General features: G+C 55.2%; 22 protein-coding genes, 1 pseudogene and 1 other annotated feature. Of the genes and pseudogenes, 14 read left to right on the forward strand and 9 right to left on the reverse strand.

Annotated elements, in window-relative coordinates; all coding sequences use genetic code 11:
• Positions 1-444: 444 nt before the first annotated feature.
• The 3 genes from cysB to sohB all read right to left on the reverse strand — a co-directional run bounded on the left by cysB (position 445) and on the right by sohB (position 5813).
• Positions 445-1419 carry an HTH-type transcriptional regulator CysB gene (cysB, locus tag ABU178_RS10730; RefSeq protein WP_397214629.1) on the reverse strand — a complete coding sequence of 325 codons (975 nt, stop codon included), beginning with the start codon at positions 1417-1419 and terminating at the stop codon, positions 445-447.
• Between the two features lie 222 nt (positions 1420-1641).
• Entirely contained in the window at positions 1642-4239 is a 2598-nt protein-coding gene (gene topA / locus ABU178_RS10735) for a type I DNA topoisomerase (protein ID WP_397214631.1), read from the reverse strand.
• Positions 4240-4766: 527 nt separating this feature from the next.
• The gene (gene sohB / locus ABU178_RS10740; protein ID WP_397214633.1) at positions 4767-5813 is read right to left on the reverse strand and encodes a protease SohB; all 1047 of its coding nucleotides are present in this window, start codon (positions 5811-5813) and stop codon (positions 4767-4769) included.
• 178 nt (positions 5814-5991) lie between these two features.
• Here sohB and ABU178_RS10745 point away from each other — a divergent pair, with 178 nt between their 5' ends.
• Complete coding sequence (locus tag ABU178_RS10745) at positions 5992-6753, forward strand: YciK family oxidoreductase (RefSeq protein WP_397214635.1); 762 nt, start codon at positions 5992-5994, stop codon at positions 6751-6753.
• The gene (cobO, locus tag ABU178_RS10750) at positions 6753-7343 is read left to right on the forward strand and encodes a cob(I)yrinic acid a,c-diamide adenosyltransferase (RefSeq protein WP_397214637.1); all 591 of its coding nucleotides are present in this window, start codon (positions 6753-6755) and stop codon (positions 7341-7343) included. The genes ABU178_RS10745 and cobO overlap by 1 nt, the downstream gene beginning before the upstream one ends.
• A gap of 42 nt (positions 7344-7385) precedes the next feature.
• Here cobO and rluB read toward each other — a convergent pair whose 3' ends face one another.
• Positions 7386-8255, reverse strand: a complete 870-nt coding sequence (gene rluB / locus ABU178_RS10755) for a 23S rRNA pseudouridine(2605) synthase RluB (RefSeq protein WP_397214639.1) — start codon at positions 8253-8255, stop codon at positions 7386-7388.
• 728 nt (positions 8256-8983) lie between these two features.
• Between rluB and ABU178_RS10760 the strand changes: the two genes are divergently transcribed.
• Positions 8984-9631 carry a serine protease gene (locus ABU178_RS10760; RefSeq protein WP_397214641.1) on the forward strand — a complete coding sequence of 216 codons (648 nt, stop codon included), beginning with the start codon at positions 8984-8986 and terminating at the stop codon, positions 9629-9631.
• Positions 9632-9641: 10 nt separating this feature from the next.
• Here ABU178_RS10760 and ABU178_RS10765 read toward each other — a convergent pair whose 3' ends face one another.
• Together ABU178_RS10765 and rnm are read right to left on the reverse strand one after the other, a co-directional pair.
• Positions 9642-10262: an L-threonylcarbamoyladenylate synthase gene (locus ABU178_RS10765; protein ID WP_397214643.1), complete on the reverse strand. Its 621-nt coding sequence runs from the start codon at positions 10260-10262 to the stop codon at positions 9642-9644.
• Between the two features lie 12 nt (positions 10263-10274).
• Positions 10275-11159 carry an RNase RNM gene (gene rnm / locus ABU178_RS10770; protein ID WP_397214645.1) on the reverse strand — a complete coding sequence of 295 codons (885 nt, stop codon included), beginning with the start codon at positions 11157-11159 and terminating at the stop codon, positions 10275-10277.
• A gap of 154 nt (positions 11160-11313) precedes the next feature.
• Positions 11314-11418: a sequence feature (Trp leader region), on the forward strand.
• Positions 11419-11441: 23 nt separating this feature from the next.
• Here rnm and ABU178_RS10775 point away from each other — a divergent pair.
• From ABU178_RS10775 to ABU178_RS10800, 6 genes and pseudogenes are all read left to right on the forward strand, one after another.
• A complete protein-coding gene (locus ABU178_RS10775; RefSeq protein ID WP_397214647.1) occupies positions 11442-13004 on the forward strand; it encodes an anthranilate synthase component 1 in 1563 nt (520 codons plus the stop codon).
• Positions 13004-14597: pseudogene (trpD, locus tag ABU178_RS10780) on the forward strand (bifunctional anthranilate synthase glutamate amidotransferase component TrpG/anthranilate phosphoribosyltransferase TrpD). Before ABU178_RS10775 ends, trpD begins: the two are co-directional and overlap by 1 nt.
• Positions 14598-14599: 2 nt before the next feature.
• Entirely contained in the window at positions 14600-15961 is a 1362-nt protein-coding gene (gene trpCF / locus ABU178_RS10785) for a bifunctional indole-3-glycerol-phosphate synthase TrpC/phosphoribosylanthranilate isomerase TrpF (RefSeq protein ID WP_397214649.1), read from the forward strand.
• Positions 15962-16007: 46 nt separating this feature from the next.
• Positions 16008-17198 (forward strand): tryptophan synthase subunit beta, encoded by a 1191-nt coding sequence (gene trpB / locus ABU178_RS10790; RefSeq protein WP_397214651.1) that lies wholly within the window; start codon positions 16008-16010, stop codon positions 17196-17198.
• Positions 17198-18001, forward strand: coding sequence for a tryptophan synthase subunit alpha (trpA, locus tag ABU178_RS10795; protein ID WP_397214653.1), 804 nt, complete (start codon positions 17198-17200; stop codon positions 17999-18001). The genes trpB and trpA overlap by 1 nt, the downstream gene beginning before the upstream one ends.
• A gap of 144 nt (positions 18002-18145) precedes the next feature.
• Positions 18146-18460 (forward strand): BON domain-containing protein, encoded by a 315-nt coding sequence (locus ABU178_RS10800; protein ID WP_397214655.1) that lies wholly within the window; start codon positions 18146-18148, stop codon positions 18458-18460.
• A gap of 56 nt (positions 18461-18516) precedes the next feature.
• Here ABU178_RS10800 and ompW read toward each other — a convergent pair whose 3' ends face one another.
• Positions 18517-19149 carry an outer membrane protein OmpW gene (gene ompW / locus ABU178_RS10805; RefSeq protein ID WP_397214656.1) on the reverse strand — a complete coding sequence of 211 codons (633 nt, stop codon included), beginning with the start codon at positions 19147-19149 and terminating at the stop codon, positions 18517-18519.
• Positions 19150-19410: 261 nt separating this feature from the next.
• Here ompW and ABU178_RS10810 point away from each other — a divergent pair, with 261 nt between their 5' ends.
• The 4 genes from ABU178_RS10810 (at position 19411) to yciA (ending at position 21688) form a co-directional block, all read left to right on the forward strand.
• A complete protein-coding gene (locus ABU178_RS10810) occupies positions 19411-19827 on the forward strand; it encodes a YkgJ family cysteine cluster protein (protein ID WP_397214658.1) in 417 nt (138 codons plus the stop codon).
• A gap of 28 nt (positions 19828-19855) precedes the next feature.
• Positions 19856-20590 carry a YciC family protein gene (locus ABU178_RS10815; protein ID WP_397214660.1) on the forward strand — a complete coding sequence of 245 codons (735 nt, stop codon included), beginning with the start codon at positions 19856-19858 and terminating at the stop codon, positions 20588-20590.
• A gap of 63 nt (positions 20591-20653) precedes the next feature.
• A complete protein-coding gene (locus tag ABU178_RS10820) occupies positions 20654-21190 on the forward strand; it encodes a septation protein A (RefSeq protein WP_397214662.1) in 537 nt (178 codons plus the stop codon).
• A gap of 69 nt (positions 21191-21259) precedes the next feature.
• Positions 21260-21688 carry an acyl-CoA thioester hydrolase YciA gene (yciA, locus tag ABU178_RS10825; RefSeq protein WP_397214664.1) on the forward strand — a complete coding sequence of 143 codons (429 nt, stop codon included), beginning with the start codon at positions 21260-21262 and terminating at the stop codon, positions 21686-21688.
• Positions 21689-21715: 27 nt separating this feature from the next.
• On the opposite strand, the gene tonB is transcribed toward yciA, so the two are convergent.
• Positions 21716-22459: a TonB system transport protein TonB gene (gene tonB, locus ABU178_RS10830; RefSeq protein WP_397214666.1), complete on the reverse strand. Its 744-nt coding sequence runs from the start codon at positions 22457-22459 to the stop codon at positions 21716-21718.
• Between the two features lie 202 nt (positions 22460-22661).
• On the opposite strand from tonB, the gene ABU178_RS10835 reads away from it, so the two are divergent.
• The gene (locus ABU178_RS10835) at positions 22662-22958 is read left to right on the forward strand and encodes a YciI family protein (protein WP_397214668.1); all 297 of its coding nucleotides are present in this window, start codon (positions 22662-22664) and stop codon (positions 22956-22958) included.
• Between the two features lie 207 nt (positions 22959-23165).
• Here the strand turns inward: ABU178_RS10835 and ABU178_RS10840 are convergent, their stop codons facing one another.
• On the reverse strand, positions 23166-23411 hold the full coding sequence (locus ABU178_RS10840) for a hypothetical protein (RefSeq protein ID WP_397214670.1): 246 nt from the start codon (positions 23409-23411) through the stop codon (positions 23166-23168).
• Positions 23412-23548 lie beyond the last annotated feature (137 nt).

The raw sequence follows: 23548 nt of genomic DNA on the forward strand, positions 1-23548 counted from the left end.
TTAGGACGAATCCTAAACTCAATAAGGCCAGAAATCCAGTTATTTTTATTGAGTAAAACGATTAACTCTATTTATCAACATAGCGCTGAAACATGAGTTAAATTGAACACTCAATTACCTTAAGAAATAAAAAGTTGCCATTAAAATTTGCCTTAAAACAATATTAGATCCAGCAACAATTTAAGTGCACCTTATAAAGCCCCATTACGTCAGGCTTCGTTACAAGGCTTAACTGGAGTATGGGAATATTCCTGGCAGGTCGCAAAGCGGCAAGCTAAAAACTGTGTACTGATTCTCATTAAATTAACAACAATGAAAAAACATGTGATCGATGTGTCATTTACAGGAAAATGTTTAAAACTTTCAAGCCACTGCTGGTTCTAAGTCTGTTCAATAAAAAAGGCCGTAAGCACGGCCTGAGCACAGAAATTATTGCCTGTGAAATTATTTAAACGGCAATTTTATATCTTTAAACATCGCTTCAATATCTTCATTTGAGCGTAACGCCACGGCAGTATCAACCACGTCGCGTGTCAGGTGCGGCGCAAAGCGCTGAATAAAATCATACATATAGCTGCGCAGGAAGGTGCTGCGACGAAAGCCGATTTTCGTGGTGCTGTTGGTAAATATTTCTGATGCTTCAATACGCACCAGATCGGGATCGGCATGCGGGTCGACCGCCATGCTGGCAATTACCCCAACGCCTAACCCCAGACGCACATAGGTTTTGATTACATCCGCATCCGTTGCCGTAAATACAATGCGCGGCGTTAATCCCGCACGGTTAAAGGCGGTATCGAGTTCCGAGCGCCCGGTAAAGCCAAACGTGTAGGTCACAATCGGATATTCCGCAAGCTCCTCGATAGTGACCTGCGCTTTGCCTGCCAGCGGATGATCGGGCGTCACCACAATGGCGCGGTTCCAGTGATAGCACGGCAGCATGATGAGATCGTCATAGAGATGCAGCGCTTCGGTGGCGATGGCAAAGTCCGCATTGCCTTTGGAAACCGCTTCAGCAATTTGCGTAGGGGAACCCTGATGCATGTGCAGAGAGACGCGTGGGTAGCGTTCGATAAAGCCTTTGATCACGCCGGGCAAGGCGTAACGCGCCTGGGTATGGGTTGTTGCAACGTAGAGGGAGCCTTTATCAGGCCAGGTATGTTCGCCAGCGACAGATTTTATCGCATCCACTTTCGAGAGCACTTCCCGCGCGATGCGAATGATCTCCTCGCCGGCCGGCGTTACCTGCGTCAGATGCTTTCCGCTGCGGGCAAAGATTTGTACGCCGAGTTCATCCTCAAGCATGCGCACCTGCTTACTGATGCCGGGCTGCGACGTGTAAAGACCTTCCGCCGTCGAAGAGACATTAAGATTATGATTCACCACTTCGACGATATAGCGCAACTGCTGCAATTTCATAATTTTTCATCCCGGTAAGGCTACAGAGCCGCGTTTCCCCGATGGCGTGTTCCCGCGTTGTTGGGGTTGGCGGTGCATAGGGTGAGGGGCGTTATTAAGGGAGTCGCTAACGCTATAACCACTATATCATTTTCGTCCGGAGAGTAGAACTTTTCGCTATAAGGCAATAAAAAAGGCCAGCGCGAAGGCTGGCCTGTTATAAAAACGTGATTGCTCAGGAAGTTATTTTTTTGCGTCCTGCCAGCTGCCGTCAATATAGAAAGCGGACCAGCCGGTCGCTTTGCCCTCTTTTTCCGACGCGACATACTGCTGCCGGGTTTTACGGCTGTAACGCACCAGGGTTTTATTGCCCTCTGGATCGGTGGCAGGTGCCTGCGCCAGATATTTCAGTTTTTCCGGCAGACGATCGCTGAAGCGCTGAAGCTCTTCCACCAGCGGCGCTCGGGTTTCGCGCGATTTGGGGAAGGTATTCGCCGCGAGGAACACGCCCGCAGCGCCATCACGCAACACAAAATAGGCATCCGATTTCTCGCAGGGCAGCTCCGGCAGCGGCACCGGATCCTCTTTCGGCGGCGCGACTTCGCCATTTTTCAGGATCTTGCGCGTGTTTTTACAATCGTCGTTGGTGCAGGCCATGTATTTGCCGAAGCGCCCCATTTTCAGGTGCATTTCCGAACCACACTTCTCACACTCTACGATCGGACCGTCATAACCCTTGATACGGAACTCGCCCTGCTCTATCTCATAACCGTCGCACTCCGGATTGTTACCGCAGACATGCAGCTTGCGCTGGTTGTCGATCAGGTAACTGTCCATCGCGGTGCCGCATTTCTCACAGCGACGACGGGCGCGCAGGGCGTTGGTTTCCGCATCATCCCCTTCGAGGATGTTCAGAACTTCGTTTTCCGGGATCAGGTTGATGGTTTGCTTACAGCGCTCTTTCGGCGGCAAGGCGTAGCCCGAACAGCCCAGGAAAACGCCGGTGCTGGCGGTACGGATCCCCATTTTGCGGCCACAGGTCGGGCAATCAATAGAGGTCAATACCATCTGGTTGGGCTGCATTCCGCCCTCTTCCGGATCCTTTTCCGCCTGGTCAAGCTGCTGACTGAAATCGGCAAAAAAGTTGTCCAGCACCCCTTTCCATTCCGCGTGGTTGTTCGCCACCTGGTCAAGGCTGTCTTCCATATGCGCGGTGAAGTCGTAATTCATCAGCTCGCGGAAGTTCTCTTCCAGACGATCGGTAACAATCTCGCCCATCTTTTCAGCATAGAAACGACGGTTTTCCACATGCACGTAACCGCGATCCTGAATGGTGGAGATGATAGAAGCATAGGTCGAAGGACGACCGATACCGCGTTTCTCCAGCTCACGCACCAGTGAGGCTTCGCTGAAACGCGCCGGTGGTTTAGTAAAGTGCTGGCTCGGCATCAGCTGTTGTAGATTCAACTCATCGCCGACGTTGACCGGTGGTAAGGTGCGATCTTCATCATTTTTACGCAACGCAGGCATCACACGCGTCCAGCCGTCAAAACGCAGCGTACGACCTTTCGCTTTAAGTTTGAAGTCGCCAGCCGCCACGGTGAGCGTGGTGGAATCGTACTGCGCCGGCACCATCTGACAGGCCACGAACTGGCGCCAGATCAGCTGATAGAGCTTCTGCGCGTCCGCTTCCATATCTTTGAGCTGCTCGGCAGCGACGTTTACGTCGGAAGGACGAATCGCTTCGTGTGCTTCCTGCGAGTTCTCTTTGCTGGCGTAAGTGTTCGCCGAGTCCGGCAGGTATTTGGCGCCGAAGCTGCTGTCGATGTAGCCGCGCGCCATGGCAATCGCGTCCTGGCTCAGGTTCGTTGAGTCGGTACGCATATAGGTGATATGCCCCGCCTCATAGAGACGCTGCGCCATCATCATGGTTTTTTTCACGCCGAAGCCAAGGCGGGTGCTCGCCGCCTGCTGCAGCGTCGAGGTAATAAAAGGCGCGCCAGGTTTGCTGCTGGTGGGTTTATCTTCGCGATCCACCACCTCAAAGCGTGCTTTTTCCAGCAGCGCCACGGCAGCCTGGGTTTGTTCGCCGTTTACCGGACGAAACGCCTTATCGTTCTGATGCGTCACCTGCATCGGCAGATCGTCGCCTTTCGGCGTGGTGAGCGCAGCGTTCAGCTCCCAGTACTCTTCCGGGACGAAAGCTTTGATTTCGCGTTCGCGTTCTACCACCAGACGTACGGCCACGGACTGCACGCGCCCCGCCGATAAGCCACGGGCGATTTTCTTCCACAGCAGCGGGGAGACCATGTAGCCCACTACGCGATCCATAAAGCGTCGCGCCTGCTGAGCATTAACACGATCGATATTCAGCTCGCCTGGCTTTTCAAACGCCTGACGAATCGCATTTTTGGTGATTTCGTTAAATACCACGCGGCTGAAGCGTTTGTCGTCGCCGCCAATGATTTCGCGCAGATGCCAGGCAATGGCTTCCCCTTCGCGGTCAAGGTCGGTTGCGAGATAGATGTGATCGGCGCTGGCGGCAAGGGCTTTCAGTTCAGCGACAACTTTCTCTTTGCCCGGCAAAATCTGATAGTCGGCTTTCCAGCCATGCCAGGGGTCAACGCCCATACGGTTGACCAGCGCCGCCTTTTCATCTTTTTTGCCTTTTTTGACGGTTTTTGCGCTTGTCCCGTCAGCACTCTTTTTGGCGGTTGAACCACTGGTCGGCAAATCACGGATATGACCGACGCTGGATTTCACCACGTAGTCACTGCCGAGGTATTTATTGATTGTTTTGGCTTTTGCCGGGGACTCAACGATGACGAGTGCTTTACCCATATTAACCTTTACCTAATGAAAACGTCCTGATAAACGGGAGTGGATTAGATACCCTAAAACCCATCGGGTTCAATATTGCTGCGCCTTTTTACTTTTCAAGGCCGCCGGGTCAATCTCAGGTCAGATTGCATTAACTTATGCAACTTTTTGATTAGAAGCGAGTTTTCCATCTGACATCATCACGCATCCTGACGTGATCTCCCTGAATTCTGAATCGCCCACACTCTACCTGATAAAATCCGTTACGCAACTTAATTAGCATTCTGTTTAATTTTCCGCCACTTTTCATTCCGGCTATCGATTTATCGCACAGAGGATTGGCAAGTAATATAGAAAGGTTTTTCGTTCTGTCAAAAAATGAGAGGAGGCAGATGAAAAGAAACAGCAGTGATTTCACGCCAGGCTTTAGTGGGAAAAGCCAATAGCCGGATTAAAGAACACAATGATTATTTTGCCGCTTTACGGACGCTACCGCTTTTGACCCAGTAACGTCTGGAATAAAAAACCCGGCCTGAGCCGGGCTTCCGTTACAGCAGGGGTTTATCGCCGCGCTGCCACAATTTAAGAATCAGCCGTTCTGCCACCGATCCCATGCTGTGTGTCACGCGATCGATCATTTTTTTACGCCGCGCATAGCGCACACCTAACACATTATAAGCCGCCATCTGACTGATGATCAGCTCGTCACTGGTGCCGATCTCATCAACCAGTTTTTTCTCCAGCGCCTGACGGCCAAACCAGTACTCGCCGGTCGCGACTTCATCAATATCCAGTACCGGACGCATCTGCTGGACAAAATCTTTGAAAAGCAGATGGGTTTCGTTGAGATCGTCGCGGAATTTCTCCCGTCCCTCTTCAGTATTTTCACCAAACATGGTGAGCGTGCGTTTGTACTGACCTGCGGTATGCAGTTCTACCTCAATATCATTGCGCTTCAGCAGACGATTGAAGTTAGGGATCTGCGCCACCACGCCGATAGAGCCAATAATAGAGAAAGGCGCCGCCACGATGCGATCCGCCACGCAGGCCATCATATAGCCGCCGCTGGCGGCGACTTTATCCACCGCCGCCGTGAGGCGTAAACCGTGATCGCGCAGGCGCTGAAGCTGCGAGGCCGCCAGACCGTAACCGTGCACCACGCCGCCCGGACTTTCCAGACGCAGCAGCACCTCATCGCCGGGCGTGGCGACGGCCAGCACGGCGGAAACCTCTTCGCGCAGGGAAGCGACTTCGGCCGCATCGACGCTGCCGCGGAAGTCGAGCACAAAAAGCGTGGGTTTGGCTGAAGTCGTCACGCCCTGTTTCGCCTGCTGCTTTTCCGCTTTCGCCTTCTCTTTTTTCGCTTTTTTATCTCTTTTCAGCCACAGCTTCTGTTCATGCGGCTTCATTTTCGCCAGTAGCAAATCTTCCTTCATTTGCTGAAAGTCGTCACCCAGATGACTCAGCCGTAGCTGACCGCTCTGGCCGCGTTTGCGCTGGCTGACATTAATAATAATGAGGGCGATTGCCGCGATCGCGACCACGACCGTTACCGCCTTCGCCAGAAATAATCCATAATGAAACAGTAAATCCATTCTGCCGCCTTATTAAACAGAGAATTAGAGCCAGTGCGCTAGTTTACCGGCTTCACGCACATTCGTCGCCTGAAATGCCACCGGCCGGCACAGAATGCGCCTGTCGATGATTGCACCCGCAGAGGAAATCAGGCATAAAGCCAAAAAACCACTCAGATCTTCGTTAAAGGATATTGCTGTGCACTACCAACCGAAAAGCGATCTGCTTACTGACCGCATCATCCTTGTTACCGGCGCTTCCGACGGCATTGGCCGCGAAGCGGCGCTTACTTACGCCCGCTACGGCGCCGAAGTGATACTGCTGGGACGTAACCCGGAAAAGCTGCAGACAGTCGAGCTTGCCATCGCCCGGCTGAATAAGCGAGCGGCGCGCAGCTTTGTCTTTGATCTTGCCGACGCCACGCCGGAAAAATGCCATCAGCTTGCGGACGCCATCGGCCAGCAGGTCTCCCGTCTGGATGGCGTGCTGCACAATGCCGGTATTTTAGGCGAAATCGTGCCGCTGGCAGAGCTGGATCCGCATATATGGCAGCAGGTGATGAAAATCAACCTCGATGCCACCTTTTATCTCACCCAGGCCCTGCTGCCGCTGCTGTTGAAATCTTCCGCTGGCTCGCTGGTCTTTACCACCTCAAGCGTGGGACGTACAGGTCGTGCGGGCTGGGGGGCCTATGCCGTGTCGAAATTCGCCACCGAAGGCCTGATGCAGGTGCTGGCTGACGAATACAAAAACCATCATCTGCGGGTTAACTGCATCAATCCCGGCGGCACCCGCACCAGCATGCGCGCCAGCGCCTTTCCGGAAGAAGATGCCAATAAGCTGAAAACCCCGGCGGATTTGATGCCGCTCTATCTCTATCTGATGGGCGACGACAGCCGTCGTAAAACCGGCATCAGCTTCGATGCGCAGCCAGGCAGAAAACCAGGACCGGCAGAATAATGAGCGAAGAACGTCATCAGCAGCGACAACAGCGCCTGAAAGAACAGGTCGATGCGCGAGTCGCCTCGGCGACCGAACAGCGTGGCATCCTGATGGTTTTTACCGGCAACGGCAAAGGCAAAACCACTGCCGCCTTCGGCACGGCGCTGCGCGCTACCGGCCACGGTAAAAAAGCGGCGGCGATTCAGTTTATCAAAGGCGAGTGGCCAAACGGGGAGCGCAATCTGCTGGAACAGCATGGCGTGGAGTTTCAGGTGATGGCGACCGGCTTTACCTGGGAGACCCAGAATCGCCAGACCGATACCGACGCCTGTCTGGCCGTATGGCAACATGCAAAACGTATGCTGGCCGACCCCGCCGTCGATTTAGTGATTCTCGATGAGATCACCTACATGGTTAGCATGGATTATCTGCCGCTGGAGGAGCTGGTTGCAGTGCTGAACAACCGGCCTGCGCAGCAAAGCGTCATCGTTACCGGACGTGGATGCCATCGTACGTTGCTGGAAATGGCCGATACGGTCACAGAGATGCGTCCGGTTAAGCACGCGTTTGATGCGGGCATCCAGGCGCAACAGGGAATTGACTGGTAATCCGGGGAAAGACGCAGCCGCGGAAACGGCTGCGTCAGGCGCTTAGCTGCGTTTGCCGCTGCTGCGGCGCGCGCCGCTCACCTGGCTGTGACGCTTCACGGCACGACGGATCTGGTTCGCCTTAGTGCGACGACGATCCTTTTCCACCGCCAGTTTGGTAACGGTCTCTTCTTTCATCTCGACCAGGGTGCGCAGATAGTTCACCGCCGCAAGATCCAGCTCCATCCAGCCGCCGCGCGGCAGTCCTTTTGGCAACGCAATATCGCCATAACGCACGCGAATCAGTCGGCTCACCTGCACGCCGACCGCTTCCCACAAACGACGCACTTCACGGTTGCGCCCTTCGGTCAGTGTGACGTTGAACCACTGGTTGATCCCTTCACCGCCGCCAAACTTAATGGTTTTGAATGCGGCCGGGCCATCTTCCAGCTGTACGCCACGGCTGAGCTGGCGCACTTTATCATCATCCACCTGACCAAACACGCGTACCGCATATTCACGCTCAACTTCACGGCTCGGATGCATCAAACGATTTGCCAGTTCGCCATCGGTGGTGAACAGCATCAGACCGCAGGTATTCACATCAAGTCGCCCTACCGCAATCCAGCGCGAACCGCGCAGTTTTGGCAGACGATCAAATACCGTCGGGCGTCCTTCCGGATCGTTGCGCGTGCAAAGCTCACCTTCAGGCTTGTAATAAGCGAGAACGCGGCACACTTCGGTCGCGGACTCGGCGATCGAGACGAGATGTCCGTCGATACGTATTTTCAGGGATTTATCGGTTTCGATACGATCGCCCAGGGTGGCCAGTTTGCCATCCACGCTAACGCGACCCGCAGAAATCATCGTTTCGATTTCGCGACGCGAACCGTGGCCGGCGCGCGCTAATACTTTCTGTAATTTTTCGCTCATTGAGCAGCCTCACTGTCGCCTTCACAGGCGTCGTGGTAATGGACAGGTTCGTCAGGGATTACCAGCCCCTGACCAGATATTCCGGGTTAACTGCGCGGCGCAGTAGCGAACACGGGCAGACCGGCTATTCTACACCACTCCTTAATCATCTGGACAGGTTTTCCTTGCATAGAGAGTCAGCCCTGGCTTGCTCCTTTCAGACAGACGCCTCAAATTCACCGGCCAGCATAAAAATTTCCTGCAAGAATAAGCAGTTTCATCCATGGGTTCAGTCAGTAAAATAATTAAGCAGCACTGAACACTGAAGAAAACATTAAGATGGATAGCAAAATCTGGCACCTGGATATTTTATGGTATTTAATGCTTCTCATTTGACTTAAGTTGTAAAAGTTATTTTGTTTAAACCCAACCTTCAGGCCTTATTCACCGAAGATTGGATTAACGCCTTATTTTAGGCATTTTTTACATTGACAACACCTGCTTTTAATTGCCTGCCGGTTAAATCTGTGTAGAATTTCCCTGGTAGAGTAAAGATTCATGTTTTCATAATTAAAACGGCTTAAGCCAAATATTTAATAATAATTTATCGTTCATGAATGTTTTATTTTCATAAAAAATAGCCGGCGTAAAACGGATACTTGCGTCAATCCACTTAAGGATGAGCCTGTATTGCATGTCAAAAGTCTTCACCAGGGATTTTCCGACATGCCTGTTTAAAGATGACTATCATGAGAAAACTGCCACTACTGTCTGTGCTGACCGCACTGGCGCTGAGCGGTTGTTCCGTGGGACAAACCCAGTACAGCCGCACTGCGATGCAACACGTCGATATGAGCCTGACCGGCATTCCGACCATTCTGGGTTTAGGCACGCTCGGCACCAGCATTCCCATTACGCCTGAATATAGTCTTACCGCCGCCCACGTAGCGAAATATGCCGTCCAGCGCGTAAAGGCGTATCACCCTTATTGCGACCTTGCGATTATTTACCACAAGAATGATGCGGCTACTTTGGCGAAATTCCGAACCAGCGACATCGGCGATCCGGTTAAAATGTACGGTTATAGTTTTATTTCCGCCATGCCGGTTGAATCATCCGGCGTCAATTTAGGGCGCACCGCCATTCGTAACGACTGGAATAAAAGTCCCTGCCTGGCAATGGCGTCTAATGCCGGTGTGGTTCAGGGAATGTCCGGCGGCGGCGTCTATAATGCCGATGAAACGCTGGGTGGGGTTATTGTGGGCTACAGCAGTGAAATTAAGAATCGTCGCAGCGGCAAAGTGATAATGAAAGATGTGTCGCTCTATATACCCTACGGCGATTTCAGAAACTGGCTGCTGCATAATATCGGTCAGGCGCCGATATCGGGCGCCTGACCAGAGCAAATCACAGGAAGGGGCGCGTGTCTCCCACCCCTTCACGCACCACGACAGGCACGTCGTCGGTGAGATCGATCACCGTGGTGGGATGCTGGCCAATGGTCCCGCCATGGATGATCAGGTCAACCTGTTTACCGATGCTCATCTGAATCTCTTCCGGGTCGGATTCGGTAAAATCGTTGCCCGGCAGCATCAGCGAGGTGGACATCATCGGCTCGTTCAGCGCCTCCAGCAGCGCCAGCGCCACCGGATTCGACGGCACGCGCAGGCCAATGGTTTTACGCTTCTCGTTCAGCAGACGTCGCGGCACCTCTTTGGTGCCCTTGAGAATAAAGGTGTAGCTGCCTGGCGTGTTGTTTTTGATCAGGCGGAACGCTGTGTTGTCGACATGTGAATAGGTCGACAGCTCCGACAGATCGCGACACATCAGGGTAAAGTTGTGGCGTCCATCCAACTGGCGGATGCGGCAGATGCGCTCCAGCGCATTTTTCTCTTCCAGACGGCAGCCGAGCGCGTAGCCCGAGTCCGTGGGATAGACGATAACGCTGCCCTTATTCAAATACTCCACCGCCTGGTTGATCAGACGCGGCTGAGGATTGTCAGGATGGATATGAAACAGTTGACTCATAAAAACCTCTTGTCACCCCGCCGTGTCGTTGATGGCCGGGCCGATAGCAGGAAATCGTTCCCAGATCGGTTCTACGCCACCCGGTAACCAGAGCTTGCGGCCCAGCTCTATCCACGGACAGGGTTGATGAAAATCGGATCCTTGCGATGCGGCCAGCCCGTTGTCGCGCGCATACTGCGCCAACTGGCTGCGCTCATTCGGTGCCTGCTGACACTGCGCCACCTCCATCGCATCGCCCCCTTCCTGTGTAAAGTGCGCGATCAGACGTTTCAGCCATTTCGCTGAAAGGCCATAACGACCGGGATGCGCCAGCACAGCATAACCACCAGAATGGTGAATCGCATCAATAGCTTGTTTAATAGTACACCATTGAGGCGGTACATAGCCGGTTTTACCGCGTGCCAGATAATGCTTAAACACCTGGGCAAGATTGTCCGCTTTGCCCAGCTCAACCAGATAGCGGGCAAAATGGCCGCGCGTCAGCACGCCGTCCCCTGCCAGACGCTGCGCGCCCGCCAGCGCATCGGGGATCTGCGCTTTCGCCAGACGTTCTGCGATCAGCTCTGCACGCGCCTGGCGCAGGTCGCTCTGCTGCGCGAGAAAGCTCACCATCACAGGATGATCAATATCGATGTTCAGCCCGACGATATGAATTTCGTGGTTTTCCCACAGTGTTGAGGCTTCCACCCCGGCAATGACCTTCAGGGGCAACGCCAGCCGCGTCGCCGCTTCCTGCGCCGCCAGCACGCCCGCCACCGTATCGTGATCGGTTATCGCCAGCACGCCGACTCGCATCGAAACGGCGCGCTGTACCAGTGCTTCAGGCGTGAGCAAGCCGTCAGATGCCTGGGTATGGCTGTGCAAATCGTAAATTGGAAAACGCGCAATTTCCGTCAAGATAACTCCCGCTGGATAACAATCTGGCGGGCATCATAACGATTTTGCTGCTAAGTGAAAAAGAGTATTGACTTTTCCCGCCTGAACCCGTTAACTAGTACACAAGTTCACACGCAACGGGTATCTCATCATGACTGCTGTTTATACGCTGGTAAATTGTTGGTGGCGCGCTTCTCCCGAATCCGGGCGACGCTGTCGCGCACAACTTGCGTAAGCACTGTGCAGATACCTGAGCCCGCCACCCAGCGGGCTTTTTTTTGAGCGAAATTCAGAGAATTCATCATGCCAAATGCGAAACCTACATTGAAGTTGATTACCGGCACCGCGCCCTACCGCGAAGATCCGGCCGCAGTGTTTCATCAGTTATGCGGCGCACGACCGGCAACCCTGCTGCTTGAGTCCGCCGATATCGACAGCAAGCGCAACCTGAAAAGCCTGCTGATCGTGGACAGCGCGCTGCGTATTACCGCACTCGGCAATTGCGTGACGCTGCAGGCGCTGTCAGAAAATGGCCGCGCGCTGCTGCCGCTGCTGGACGCCGCGCTGCCGCAAAGCGTGAAGACAGACGTGCGTCCCGATGGCCGCGAGCTGCATTTTCCGCAGATCGAAGGGGTGCAGGATGAAGACTCCCGCTTACAGGCGCTGTCAGTGTTTGACGCGCTGCGCCTGATTCCCCAACTGGTGAACACGCCGGAGGACGAGCGTGAAGCGATGCTGCTCGGCGGGCTGTTTGCTTACGATCTGGTGGCGGGCTTTGAAAATCTGCCCGCGCTGAAGAACGAGCAGCGCTGCCCCGATTACTGCTTTTATCTGGCGGAAACCTTACTGGTGATCGACCATCAGCAGCGCAGCGCCCGGCTACAGGCCAGCCTGTTCGCGCCCTCCACCAGCGAATTTCAGCGCCTGCAGGGACGTATTGAGCAGCTGCATGGTCAGATGGCGCAGCCTGCCCCCGCGCTGCCGGTACAGTGGGTTGAGCAGATGGCGCTGAGCTGCAACCAGAGCGATGAAGCCTATTGCGACGTGGTGCGCCAAATGCAGAGCGCCATTCGCATCGGCGAAATCTTCCAGGTGGTGCCGTCACGCCGCTTTTCGCTGCCCTGCCCGTCACCGCTTGCGGCGTACGATACGCTGAAAAATAGCAATCCCAGCCCCTATATGTTCTTTATGCAGGATCGCGACTTTAGCCTGTTCGGCGCCTCGCCGGAGAGCTCGCTGAAATATGACGCCGCCTCGCGCCAGATTGAAATTTATCCGATAGCCGGTACGCGCCCGCGCGGACGTCACGCGGACGGCTCGCTGGATCGCGATCTCGACAGCCGCATTGAGCTGGAGATGCGCACCGACCATAAAGAGCTGGCAGAACACTTAATGCTGGTGGATCTGGCGCGCAACGACCTGGCGCGTATCTGCGAACCCGGCAGCCGCTATGTTGCCGACCTGACCAAAGTTGACCGCTACTCGTTCGTGATGCATCTGGTTTCGCGCGTGGTGGGCAAGCTGCGCAGCGATCTCGACGTGCTGCACGCCTACCGCGCCTGCATGAACATGGGCACGCTGAGCGGCGCGCCGAAGGTCCGCGCCATGCAGCTGATTGCCGATGCCGAAGGCACGCGCCGCGGCAGCTACGGCGGCGCGGTGGGTTACTTTACCGCCCACGGCGATCTTGATACCTGCATCGTTATCCGCTCTGCTTACGTGGAGGATGGCGTTGCCACCGTCCAGGCAGGCGCTGGCGTGGTGCTCGACTCCCATCCTCAGGCGGAAGCGGATGAAAGCCGCAACAAAGCACGTGCGGTGCTGCGCGCCATCGCGACAGCCCATCACTGCAAGGAGATTTTCTGATGGCCGATATCCTGCTGCTCGATAATATCGACTCCTTTACCTACAACCTCGTTGACCAGCTACGCACCTTCGGCCACAACGTGGTGATTTATCGTAATAACGTACCGGCAGAGGTGCTGACCGAGCGCCTGCAAAGCATGGAAAATCCGATACTGATGCTCTCTCCTGGCCCGGGCGCGCCAGCCGATGCGGGCTGTATGCCTGCGCTGTTGCAGGCGCTGCGCGGTCGCCTGCCGATCATCGGCATCTGCCTCGGCCATCAGGCGATTGTGGAAGCGTACGGCGGTCAGGTGGGTCAGGCGGGGGAAATTCTGCACGGTAAAGCCTCGGCGATTACCCATGATGGCGAAGCGATGTTCGCCGGGTTGAGTAATCCGCTGCCGGTGGCGCGTTACCACTCGCTGGTGGGCAGCAACACGCCAGCCGGGCTGACGGTGAACGCCAGCTTCAACGGCATGGTGATGGCGGTGCGTCACGATGCTGACCGCGTGTGCGGTTTCCAGTTCCATCCTGAATCCATTCTTACCACTCAGGGCGCTCGTCTGCTGGAGCAGACGCTGGCCTGGGCGTTGGCGAAATAACAGGGAAATTGATATGCAACCGATCCTGGAAAAGCTTTATCAGGCGCAAACGCTGAGTCAGGCAGAGAGCCACCAGCTGTTCAACGCCATTATTACCGGTCAGCTTGAGCCGACGCAGCTGGCGGCGGCTTTAATCGCCATGAAGGTGCGCGGCGAGCGCCCGGAAGAGATCGCCGGTGCCGCCACTGCGCTGCTGGAAGACGCCAAACCCTTTCCGCGTCCCGATTATGCCTTTGCCGATATCGTCGGCACCGGCGGCGACGGCAGCAACAGCATTAATATCTCTACCGCCAGCGCCTTTGTCGCCGCGACCTGCGGCGTGAAAGTCGCGAAGCACGGCAACCGCAGCGTCTCCAGCAAGTCAGGCTCCTCCGATCTGTTGGCGGCGTTCGGCATCGCGCTCGACATGCCCGCCGAGCAGGCGCGTCGCGCGTTGGATGAACTCAACGTCTGTTTTCTCTTCGCGCCGCAGTATCACAGCGGTTTCCGCCATGCGATGCCGGTGCGTCAGCAGCTGAAAACACGCACGCTGTTTAATGTCCTCGGCCCGCTGATCAACCCGGCACGCCCGCCGCTGGCGGTGATTGGCGTCTACAGCCCTGAGCTGGTACTGCCGATTGCGCAGACCCTGCGCGTGCTGGGCTACCAGCGTGCGGCGGTGGTGCATGGCGGTGGCATGGATGAAGTGGCGCTTCACAGTGTCACTCATGTGGCGGAACTGCGCGAAGGGGAAATTACCAGCTATCAGCTCTCGCCGGAGGACTTCGGCCTGAGCTTCCATCCCAAAGAGGCGCTGGCAGGCGGCACCCCGGAAGAAAACCGTGACATTCTGAGTCGTTTGCTCCAGGGTAAAGGCCAACAGGCGCACGAGGAAGCGGTCGCTATCAACGTGGCCATGCTTCTGAAGGTATTTGGCAACGAAGATTTGCGTGACAACGCGCAGCGCGCGCTGACCGCTATCCGCAGCGGCCAGGCTTACGAGCGCGTGGTTGCACTGGCAGCAAGAGGATAATCATGCAGGAAACTGTACTTCATAAAATTGTTCAGGATAAAGCGGTTTGGGTCGAAGCGCGTAAGGCGCAACAGCCGCTGGCCTCGTTCCAGAATGATATCGAACCCGCCACACGCAGCTTTTATGATGCGCTGCAGGGTGCCCGCACCGCGTTTATTCTTGAATGCAAAAAAGCGTCACCCTCGAAAGGGGTTATCCGCGAGGATTTCGATCCGGCGGCAATCGCGGCGGTTTATCGTCATTACGCCTCGGCGGTGTCGGTTCTGACCGATGAAAAATATTTTCAAGGCAGCTTCGACTTTCTGCCCGTCGTCAGCGCTGCCATTACCCAGCCGGTGCTGTGCAAAGATTTTATTATCGATCCCTATCAGATTTACCTGGCGCGCCACTATCAGGCGGATGCGATTCTGTTGATGCTCTCTGTGCTGGATGATGATGCATATCGCCAGCTTGCCGCCGTGGCGCACAGCCTGAAAATGGGCGTGCTGACGGAAGTAAGTAATGAAGAGGAGCTGGAGCGCGCCATTGCGCTGGAAGCGAAGGTGGTAGGCATCAACAACCGCGACCTGCGCGACCTCTCCATCGATTTAAACCGTACACGCCAGCTGGCGCCGCGTCTCTCGCACGGCGTGACGGTGATCAGCGAATCGGGTATCGACAGTTACGCACACATTCGCGAGCTGAGCCATTTCGCCAACGGCTTTTTGATCGGTTCGGCCCTGATGGGCGAAGCGGATCTGAACAGTGCGGTTCGCCGCGTGCTGCTGGGCGACAATAAAGTCTGCGGCCTGACCCGCGCCGAAGATGCGCGCGCCGCGTATGAAGCGGGCGCGATGTATGGCGGGATTATTTTCGCCGTTGGTTCGCCGCGTCAGGTGGATATCGACCAGGCGCGCAGCGTAATTGCGGGCGCCCCGCTGCGCTATGTCGGCGTGTTCCGTAATGCGACAGTCAGTGACGTTGTCACTACCGCCAGTGAATTGCAGCTTGCGGCGGTACAGCTGCATGGCGAGGAAGATCGCGCTTACGTCGCTGAACTGCGCCAGGCGCTACCCGCGAAGATCAAGATCTGGAAAGCGATGAGTATTAAATCTGTGCTGCCTGTCCGCGACTGGGCGCACGTAGATCGCTATGTCTTTGATAACGGCACGGGCGGCAGCGGCGAGCGTTTCGACTGGAGCCTGCTGCAGGATCAGGACTTAAGCAATGTGCTGCTGGCGGGCGGCCTGGGCGCTGACAACAGCGTAGAAGCCGCGCAGCTGGGCTGTGCCGGTCTTGATTTCAATTCGGGTGTCGAGAGCACGCCGGGTATCAAAGAGAGCAGCAAAATCGTTGCGGTGTTCCGTACCCTGCGCGCTTACTGATTTGCCTGACCCGCAGCAGGCGGGCCGGAAAAAGAGAGATGATAAAATGACGTTACTGAATCCCTATTTTGGCGAATTTGGCGGCATGTATGTGCCGCAGATCCTGATGCCAGCCTTACGCCAGCTGGAAGAAGCTTTTGTCAGCGCCCAGCGCGACCCGGAGTTTCAGGCCGAATTTACCGATCTGTTGAAGAACTATGCGGGTCGTCCTACCGCGTTAACGCTCTGCCGCAACCTGACCAAAGGCAGCAAAACCCGTCTTTACCTGAAGCGTGAAGATTTGCTGCACGGCGGCGCGCACAAAACCAATCAGGTTCTGGGCCAGGCGCTGCTGGCGAAACGCATGGGCAAAAATGAGATCATCGCGGAAACCGGCGCCGGTCAACATGGCGTGGCCTCCGCCCTTGCCAGCGCGCTGCTGGGCATGAAATGCCGCATCTATATGGGCGCCAAAGATGTGGAACGCCAGTCGCCGAACGTGTTCCGTATGCGCCTGATGGGTGCGGAAGTGATTCCGGTGCACAGCGGCTCCGCCACGCTGAAAGATGCCTGTAACGAGGCGCTGCGCGACTGGTCCGGCAGCTACGAAACCGCGCACTATATGCTCGGCACCGCTGCGGGTCCGCACCCTTATCCTACTATCGTGCGTGAATTCCAGCGCATGATTGGCGAAGAGACCAAAGCGCAGATCCTTGAAAAAGAGGGTCGGCTGCCGGATGCGGTGATCGCCTGCGTCGGCGGTGGCTCGAACGCCATCGGTATGTTTGCCGATTTTATCGACGACGCCTCTGTGGGCCTGATTGGCGTTGAGCCAGCCGGACACGGTATCGAAACCGGCGAGCACGGCGCGCCGCTGAAGCATGGCCGCGTGGGGATCTATTTCGGCATGAAAGCGCCGATGATGCAGACCGAAGAGGGTCAGATTGAAGAGTCTTACTCGATCTCAGCCGGTCTCGATTTCCCTTCCGTCGGGCCGCAGCACGCCCACCTTAATAGCATTGGTCGCGCAGAGTATGTCTCCATCACCGATGATGAAGCGATGGAGGCCTTTAAGCAGCTTTGCCGTGCCGAAGGTATTATTCCCGCGCTGGAATCATCCCATGCCCTGGCGCACGCGCTGAAAATGGTGCGTGATAACCCGGAGAAAGAGCAGTTGCTGGTGGTTAACCTTTCCGGTCGCGGCGATAAAGATATTTTTACCGTTCACGATATTTTGACAGCCAAGGGAGAAATTTGATGGAACGTTACGATCAGCTGTTTAAACGTCTCTCGGCGAAAAAAGAAGGTGCCTTTGTGCCTTTCGTTACCCTCGGCGATCCCACGCCCGCGCTGTCACTGCAAATCATTGATGCGCTGGTCGCTGGCGGCGCGGATGCGCTTGAGCTGGGGATCCCCTTCTCCGATCCGCTGGCGGATGGCCCGACCATTCAGAACGCTACGCTGCGTGCTTTTGCTGCAGGTACTACCACAGCGCACTGTTTTGAAATTCTTGCCGCCGTGCGCGAAAAATATCCTGACCTGCCCATCGGCCTGCTGATGTACGCTAACCTGGTATTCAGCAAAGGCATTGATAACTTTTATGCCCAGTGCGCCGCGGTGGGTGTGGATTCGGTGCTGGTGGCCGACGTGCCGGTGGAAGAGTCTGCGCCCTTCCGCCAGGCCGCGATGCGCCATGATATTGCGCCGATCTTTATCTGCCCGCCGAACGCGGACGACGATCTGCTGCGTGAGATTGCCTCCCATGGTCGTGGCTACACCTATCTGCTCTCCCGTGCTGGCGTCACCGGCTCAGAGAAGCGCGCCAGCCTGCCGTTGCAGCATCTGATCGCCAAACTGCAAGAGTATCATGCCGCTCCGCCATTGCAGGGCTTTGGTATCTCCGAGCCGGGCCAGGTAAAAGAAGCGATTGCCGCCGGGGCCGCCGGGGCGATCTCCGGCTCGGCGATTGTAAAGATCATTGAGCAGCATCATAACCAGCCGGAAACCATGCTGGCTGAGCTGAGCGCCTTTGTCAGCCAACTTAAGGCGGGCACCCGTTGATCGCAGCATGCCTTATCCCCGGATAAGGCATGATCGCGTTCTTTATTTACGTTTCGCATTTGTACATTTCTTTTCTTCTGCACCACACTGTAAGCGCGCCGTTATGGTAACGACGCAACTTTGATTGTGACAGGGAGAAAAGCAATGAAATTATTCAAAGTCCTTGCAGGTGCGCTGATTACCGCAGTAATGGCACTGACGCTGAGCGCCTGCGCGCCAGGGCCAGCTAAAGAAGGTACCGGTGGCTATATTGATGACACGGTCATCACCACCAAAGTCAAAACCGAACTGCTGAAAGATGACCAGCTGAAATCAACCGAGATCAACGTGGAAACCTTCAAGGGCCGCGTGCAGCTGAGCGGCTTTGTCTCCTCGCCGCAGATGGCCAGCCATGCGGTTGAGGTCACGCGCCGGGTTCAGGGCGTGTCGGCGGTAACCAACAATATGCAAATCAAGTAACGCCAGAGACAGGCATCAGACAAAAAAGGCCGGTAATCCCGGCCTTTTTTACGGCTTCAGAAACGGTAACCCGCACCAAAGAAGAACACCCAAGGATCGATGCGCGTATCGATATTCTGCTGCACGCCGCCTGCCTTGAATTTCACTTCCGTATCGATATCCATGTACCAGAGCGATGCGTTCAGCATCCAGTTGCGGTTGATTTCATAATCGAGCCCCACCTGTCCGGCGATACCCCAGGAATCTTTTACGCTGAGATCGCTCAGGCCTGCTTCGCGTCCGGTCTGGTTAAAGCTATTGTCGAAGAAGGTGGTGTAGTTGATTCCGACGCCCACATAAGGACGCACTTTGCTGCGGCTGTCAAAAAAGTAATATTGAGCCATCAGCGTCGGCGGTAACTGATGCACCGTGGCCAGGTTGCCTGTTGCGGCCAGTCCAACCTTATGGCGAAACGGCGTGGCGGCTAACAACTCGACGCCAACGTTATCCGTTGCCATATATGTGAAGGTTAAGCCGAGCTGGGTGTTATTACTGACGTCAAAGGATCCCAGGCCCAATACATTGTCTGAGCCTTCGGTCGGCCGAACCGTTGCTGAACCGGCGCGCATAAAGAAATCCCCAGCCTGATGCGCCAGCGCCATGCCCGGTAAAATCAGCGCTATTGCCGCAGCCAGTGTTGCCCGTTTCATATTCGCTCCTTGATCAAAAAAAGGTGTTTAACTTGTAAGGTGGATTTTCAGGAATGTTTCGGCAACAAGATCTAACCTGAATTCAGGCAAAAATCATGCAGAACAATGTTGGTTAATCATTTAAAAAACAAAGGGTTGATTTAGATCAATTTTGCCCGCTGGCAATGTTGGAATATTGTGCTTGCGGAAATTCTGCGGCTTGATTATTTTGCTGATTCCGAGTGATTTTGGTTCGAAGCCTCAGGAGTGGCGGGCGATCAAATGAGCGATAATCTTAATCCTTGTATGACCTGTGGCGCCTGCTGCGCCCATTTTCGTGTCTCTTTCTACTGGGCTGAAGCGGATGATGGTGGCGGCGCTGTGCCTGCGTCGCTGACGGAACCGCTCAACCTGTTTTTGCGCGCTATGCGCGGCACCAACAGCCTTGCGCCCCGCTGCGTAGCGCTGCAAGGCGAGATTGGCGGCTGCGTTTCCTGCGGCATTTACGCTGAGCGCCCCTCTCCCTGCCGTGAATTCAACATGTCGGGAGAAGACGGCATTGCCAACGACGCCTGCGATCGCGCGCGGGCGCGCTATGGGCTGCCGCCGCTTTTGCATTCTGCTTTACCAACGATTACTGAAAGTTATGTAAGTCTGGGTGCCAGCGACCAGCCAGACCATGTACAATCGCCGGGTTAATCAACCCGGTACCATCCAAGGAGTGTACATGTCTATCACGGCAAGCTCGTTATACCGTGACACAGGAAACTTTCTGCGCCATCAGCTGATCACCATTGTGCTGATGTCGTTATTGACCTCTTTCATTACGGTTATTATCGGCCATGTGCTGACGCCCGGCGCCGATCAGCTTTCGCTGCTGGGCCAGGGTGATGAAAACGCCTCGTCGCTGTTTGAACTGGTGCAGAACATGTCGCCAGATCAACAACGCATTCTGCTGCGCGCCTCGGCGGCAGGCACTTTTGCCGCGCTGATCGGCAATACGCTGCTGCTGGGCGGGATGCTTTGCCTCATTCCCATGGTTTCCTCTGGTCAGCGGGTCAGCGCCCTGCGCGCTATCGGCGCTTCAGCGCCGTTGCTGCCCAAACTGCTGGTGCAGACCTTCCTGATTACCCTGCTGGTGCAGATCGGCTTTATGCTGCTGATGTTGCCCGGCGTGCTGCTCGCGATTGTGCTGGCGCTGGCGCCGGTGATGCTGGTGAGCGAAAAGATGGGTATTATCGCTGCGATGCGCGCCAGCATGCGGATGGCGTGGAAAAATGTCAGGCTCATCGCCCCAGCCATAATCCTCTGGCTGCTGGCTAAAATCGTGCTGATGTTTTTCTTCTCCTCACTGACGGTATTGCCGGCTAATGTGGCTTCCATCGTGCTGAATGCGTTAGGCAATCTGGTTTCAGCCATACTGATTATCTATTTGTACCGGCTTTATATGCTGTTACGTTAAGGGTCTGCGCGTCGGCTTTGTCTGGCGCGCAGGCTTAACGCTCCTGCCCTGACTGGAATTTTTATGAAGCAGTTACTCGATTTTCTTCCGCTGGTTGTGTTCTTCATTTTCTATAAGCTGTACGACATTTTTGTTGCTTCCGGCGCGCTGATTGTGGCGACTGGTTTAGCGCTGGTGGCGAGCTGGCTGCTCTGGCGCAAGCTGGAAAAAATGACCATTGTGACCTTTGTGCTGGTAGCGGTATTCGGCACCCTGACGCTGGTCTTCCATAATGATGAGTTCATCAAATGGAAGGTTACGGTGATTTACTGCCTGTTTGCCCTGGCGCTGCTTTACAGCCAGTGGTGGATGAAGCAGCCGCTGATTCAGAGCATGCTGGGCAAAGAGTTGCAGTTGCCCGATCGCACCTGGCGTCGTCTGAATGTCGCCTGGGCGATCTTTTTCTTTGCCTGCGGCCTGGCAAATATCTATGTGGCGTTTTGGTTGCCTCAGGCATTTTGGGTTAACTTTAAGGTGTTTGGGCTGACCGGTCTGACCCTGCTGTTCACCCTGTTTAGCGGCCTGTACATCTGGCGACAGCTGCCGCAAGAAGAGAAATAATCTCCTGCCCGGCGCGGCTTGCCGGGCGCTGTGGCGCTTTGCGCCCTCATCTGCATAAGAACCGAAGCAATGGACGATAAACATAAGCTGCCGCAAGGCGAAATGGTGCTGCGAACCCTGGCTATGCCAGCTGACACTAACGCCAACGGCGATATTTTTGGCGGCTGGCTGATGTCGCAGATGGATATGGGCGGCGCCATTCTGGCGAAAGAGATCGCGAAAGGCCGCGTGGTGACAGTGCGCGTCGACGGCATGTCATTCCTCAAGCCGGTTGCGGTGGGCGATGTGGTGAGCTGTCATGCGCGCTGCATTCGCACCGGCAACAGTTCCATGACGGTTAACGTGGAAGTGTGGATCAAAAAAGTCTCATCGGAGCCGATCGGGCAAACTTACTGCGCGACGGAAGCGGTGTTTGTTTACGTCGCGGTGGATAATGAGGGAAAATCACGGCCGCTGCCCGTGGATAAAGCCAACCAGAGCGCAGAAACGAAAGCCTAAAAAAGGCGGTCATCTGACCGCCTTGTTTTATTCGATGCTTGCCCCGCCGCTGATGCGGAACACGATATTCATCGTCAGGTTTTGTCCCGGACGTCCGCTCTGGTAACGCCATTTTCTCATCGCCTCTTTGACCGTACGCTCGAACATATTGCGCGGCTCGGCAGAAAGAATGCGAATGTTATCGACGCGACCATCACTGTCCACATCAAACTGCACACGTACACGTCCTTCCACCCGTAAGGCCAGGGCGCGTGGCGGATAGCCAGGCTTGCTGACGCTCACCGCTTTTGGGCCATCAGAGACCGTTTTGCTCGGCGCGGGCGAAGGCGTCGGCGCGGTGGCAGGTTTGGTCTGCGTAACAGGCGCATCGTGATTGAACGGATTCGCTTGCTCACGCGGTTCCTGACGTGGTTTCACCTCGCGCTTCGGCTGCACATGTTTCTTTTCCGGCTTCGGTTTTGGCTTCGGCTGCGGTTTAGGTTCCGGTTTGGGAATCGGCACCGGCACCGGCTTAGGCGGCTCCGGTACAGGCTCCGGTTCGGGCTGCGGCTCAGGCACCGGCTGTGGCGGCGGCTGCACGGCAGGCGCGGGTTCCGGCTGAACCACCGGCGCGACCATGGTTACGCTGATCGGCTGCGACGCTGTCGGGACTTCAATCACCTGATGAAACGAGGCATAAAGTAAACCGGCAATGGCACTACCGTGCAACACAACGGAAAGCAGCACGGAAACAGGCGCACGTTTTGGAAAAGAGGTAGTCAGCGTCGTCATAACAATCGAGTTAATGGAGTGAAGCGCCAATATTAAATGCAAATAGCAATCAATTTCAATAAGTACAAGAAAGGGCATCGTGGAAAGATCATGCTTTTAACCCTTCCTGCGCTCTGCAATCGCGCCGATATCTTTCGTTTGCACTTCGATCGGCGATCACTTAACGTGTTGGCAAATCTGACGAGTTAACGGGAGTCCCAACGTGCTTTACGTCATTTATGCCGAAGATAATGCTGATTCACTGGAAAAACGGAATTCGGTACGCCCTGCGCATCTGGCGCGTCTGCAGCTCCTGCACGATGAGGGACGCGTGATTGTCGCCGGTCCGATGCCAGCGGTAGACAGCAACGATCCGGGGGCGGCAGGCTTTACGGGTTCAACGATTATCGCAGAATTCCCTTCACTGGAAGCGGCGCAATCCTGGGCAGAGGGCGATCCCTATATTGCTGCCGGGGTGTATAAGCAAGTTTCGGTAAAGCCTTTTAAGCGGACGTTTTGATATTTAAAACAACGCAGTGACCCGATTTTTATAAAAACAGACAAAGCGCAGCGAGAGATAACCCGGTAAATCACATTTTACTTGCTCGCTTTTTCTGTTCCGCCACACGATTATACCTTCAGTTTTAATCAGCCAAAAAAAACCGCCCGCAGGCGGTTAGTTTTACATTTTTTCTCTTCTGGCGTCTGAAAACAGAATAAAAAACAATTAAGCCGGAACGACAGGCTTTGTCGTGGACTTAACAGTACGATATAAACTGCCATCGCAATGCCCCGGCCCGACGCGCCCTGCTTCCAGCAACATTGCCTTCAGCACATCTTCAAATACATCTGCGCCATGACGATGGCGCATCGTGCTTATATGCTTCGCGACTATGTCTGGTCGTAAATCCCCACGCAAAGCCGCTATCAGCATGAGCGATGCCCACCTTCGGGCCTCCGGTTCTGTCAGCATACAGCCTCCTCAGGTAGCGAAACTCTCTCATCGGATGATGCGTACACCTTCAGCCTGGCACGCCTTAGGCTGACAGAATTGTGATCTGGTTAACACTTCGGTCAACGGTAATCATTGGTCGCACCAGCGTTTCGCAC

The organism is Pantoea osteomyelitidis, from assembly GCF_044342975.1.
Classification (GTDB): domain Bacteria; phylum Pseudomonadota; class Gammaproteobacteria; order Enterobacterales; family Enterobacteriaceae; genus Pantoea; species Pantoea osteomyelitidis.

Excerpts from the sequence above, each read along its gene's own strand:
- cysB (WP_397214629.1), bottom strand. The coding sequence starts at position 1,419 with ATGAAATTGCAGCAGTTGCGCTATATCGTCGAAGTGGTGAATCATAAT.
- topA (WP_397214631.1), bottom strand. The coding sequence starts at position 4,239 with ATGGGTAAAGCACTCGTCATCGTTGAGTCCCCGGCAAAAGCCAAAACA.
- sohB (WP_397214633.1), bottom strand. The coding sequence starts at position 5,813 with ATGGATTTACTGTTTCATTATGGATTATTTCTGGCGAAGGCGGTAACG.
- cobO (WP_397214637.1), top strand. The coding sequence starts at position 6,753 with ATGAGCGAAGAACGTCATCAGCAGCGACAACAGCGCCTGAAAGAACAG.
- rluB (WP_397214639.1), bottom strand. The coding sequence starts at position 8,255 with ATGAGCGAAAAATTACAGAAAGTATTAGCGCGCGCCGGCCACGGTTCG.
- ABU178_RS10760 (WP_397214641.1), top strand. The coding sequence starts at position 8,984 with ATGAGAAAACTGCCACTACTGTCTGTGCTGACCGCACTGGCGCTGAGC.
- ABU178_RS10765 (WP_397214643.1), bottom strand. The coding sequence starts at position 10,262 with ATGAGTCAACTGTTTCATATCCATCCTGACAATCCTCAGCCGCGTCTG.
- ABU178_RS10775 (WP_397214647.1), top strand. The coding sequence starts at position 11,442 with ATGCCAAATGCGAAACCTACATTGAAGTTGATTACCGGCACCGCGCCC.
- trpCF (WP_397214649.1), top strand. The coding sequence starts at position 14,600 with ATGCAGGAAACTGTACTTCATAAAATTGTTCAGGATAAAGCGGTTTGG.
- trpB (WP_397214651.1), top strand. The coding sequence starts at position 16,008 with ATGACGTTACTGAATCCCTATTTTGGCGAATTTGGCGGCATGTATGTG.
- trpA (WP_397214653.1), top strand. The coding sequence starts at position 17,198 with ATGGAACGTTACGATCAGCTGTTTAAACGTCTCTCGGCGAAAAAAGAA.
- ABU178_RS10800 (WP_397214655.1), top strand. The coding sequence starts at position 18,146 with ATGAAATTATTCAAAGTCCTTGCAGGTGCGCTGATTACCGCAGTAATG.
- ompW (WP_397214656.1), bottom strand. The coding sequence starts at position 19,149 with ATGAAACGGGCAACACTGGCTGCGGCAATAGCGCTGATTTTACCGGGC.
- ABU178_RS10810 (WP_397214658.1), top strand. The coding sequence starts at position 19,411 with ATGAGCGATAATCTTAATCCTTGTATGACCTGTGGCGCCTGCTGCGCC.
- ABU178_RS10815 (WP_397214660.1), top strand. The coding sequence starts at position 19,856 with ATGTCTATCACGGCAAGCTCGTTATACCGTGACACAGGAAACTTTCTG.
- ABU178_RS10820 (WP_397214662.1), top strand. The coding sequence starts at position 20,654 with ATGAAGCAGTTACTCGATTTTCTTCCGCTGGTTGTGTTCTTCATTTTC.
- yciA (WP_397214664.1), top strand. The coding sequence starts at position 21,260 with ATGGACGATAAACATAAGCTGCCGCAAGGCGAAATGGTGCTGCGAACC.
- tonB (WP_397214666.1), bottom strand. The coding sequence starts at position 22,459 with ATGACGACGCTGACTACCTCTTTTCCAAAACGTGCGCCTGTTTCCGTG.
- ABU178_RS10840 (WP_397214670.1), bottom strand. The coding sequence starts at position 23,411 with ATGCTGACAGAACCGGAGGCCCGAAGGTGGGCATCGCTCATGCTGATA.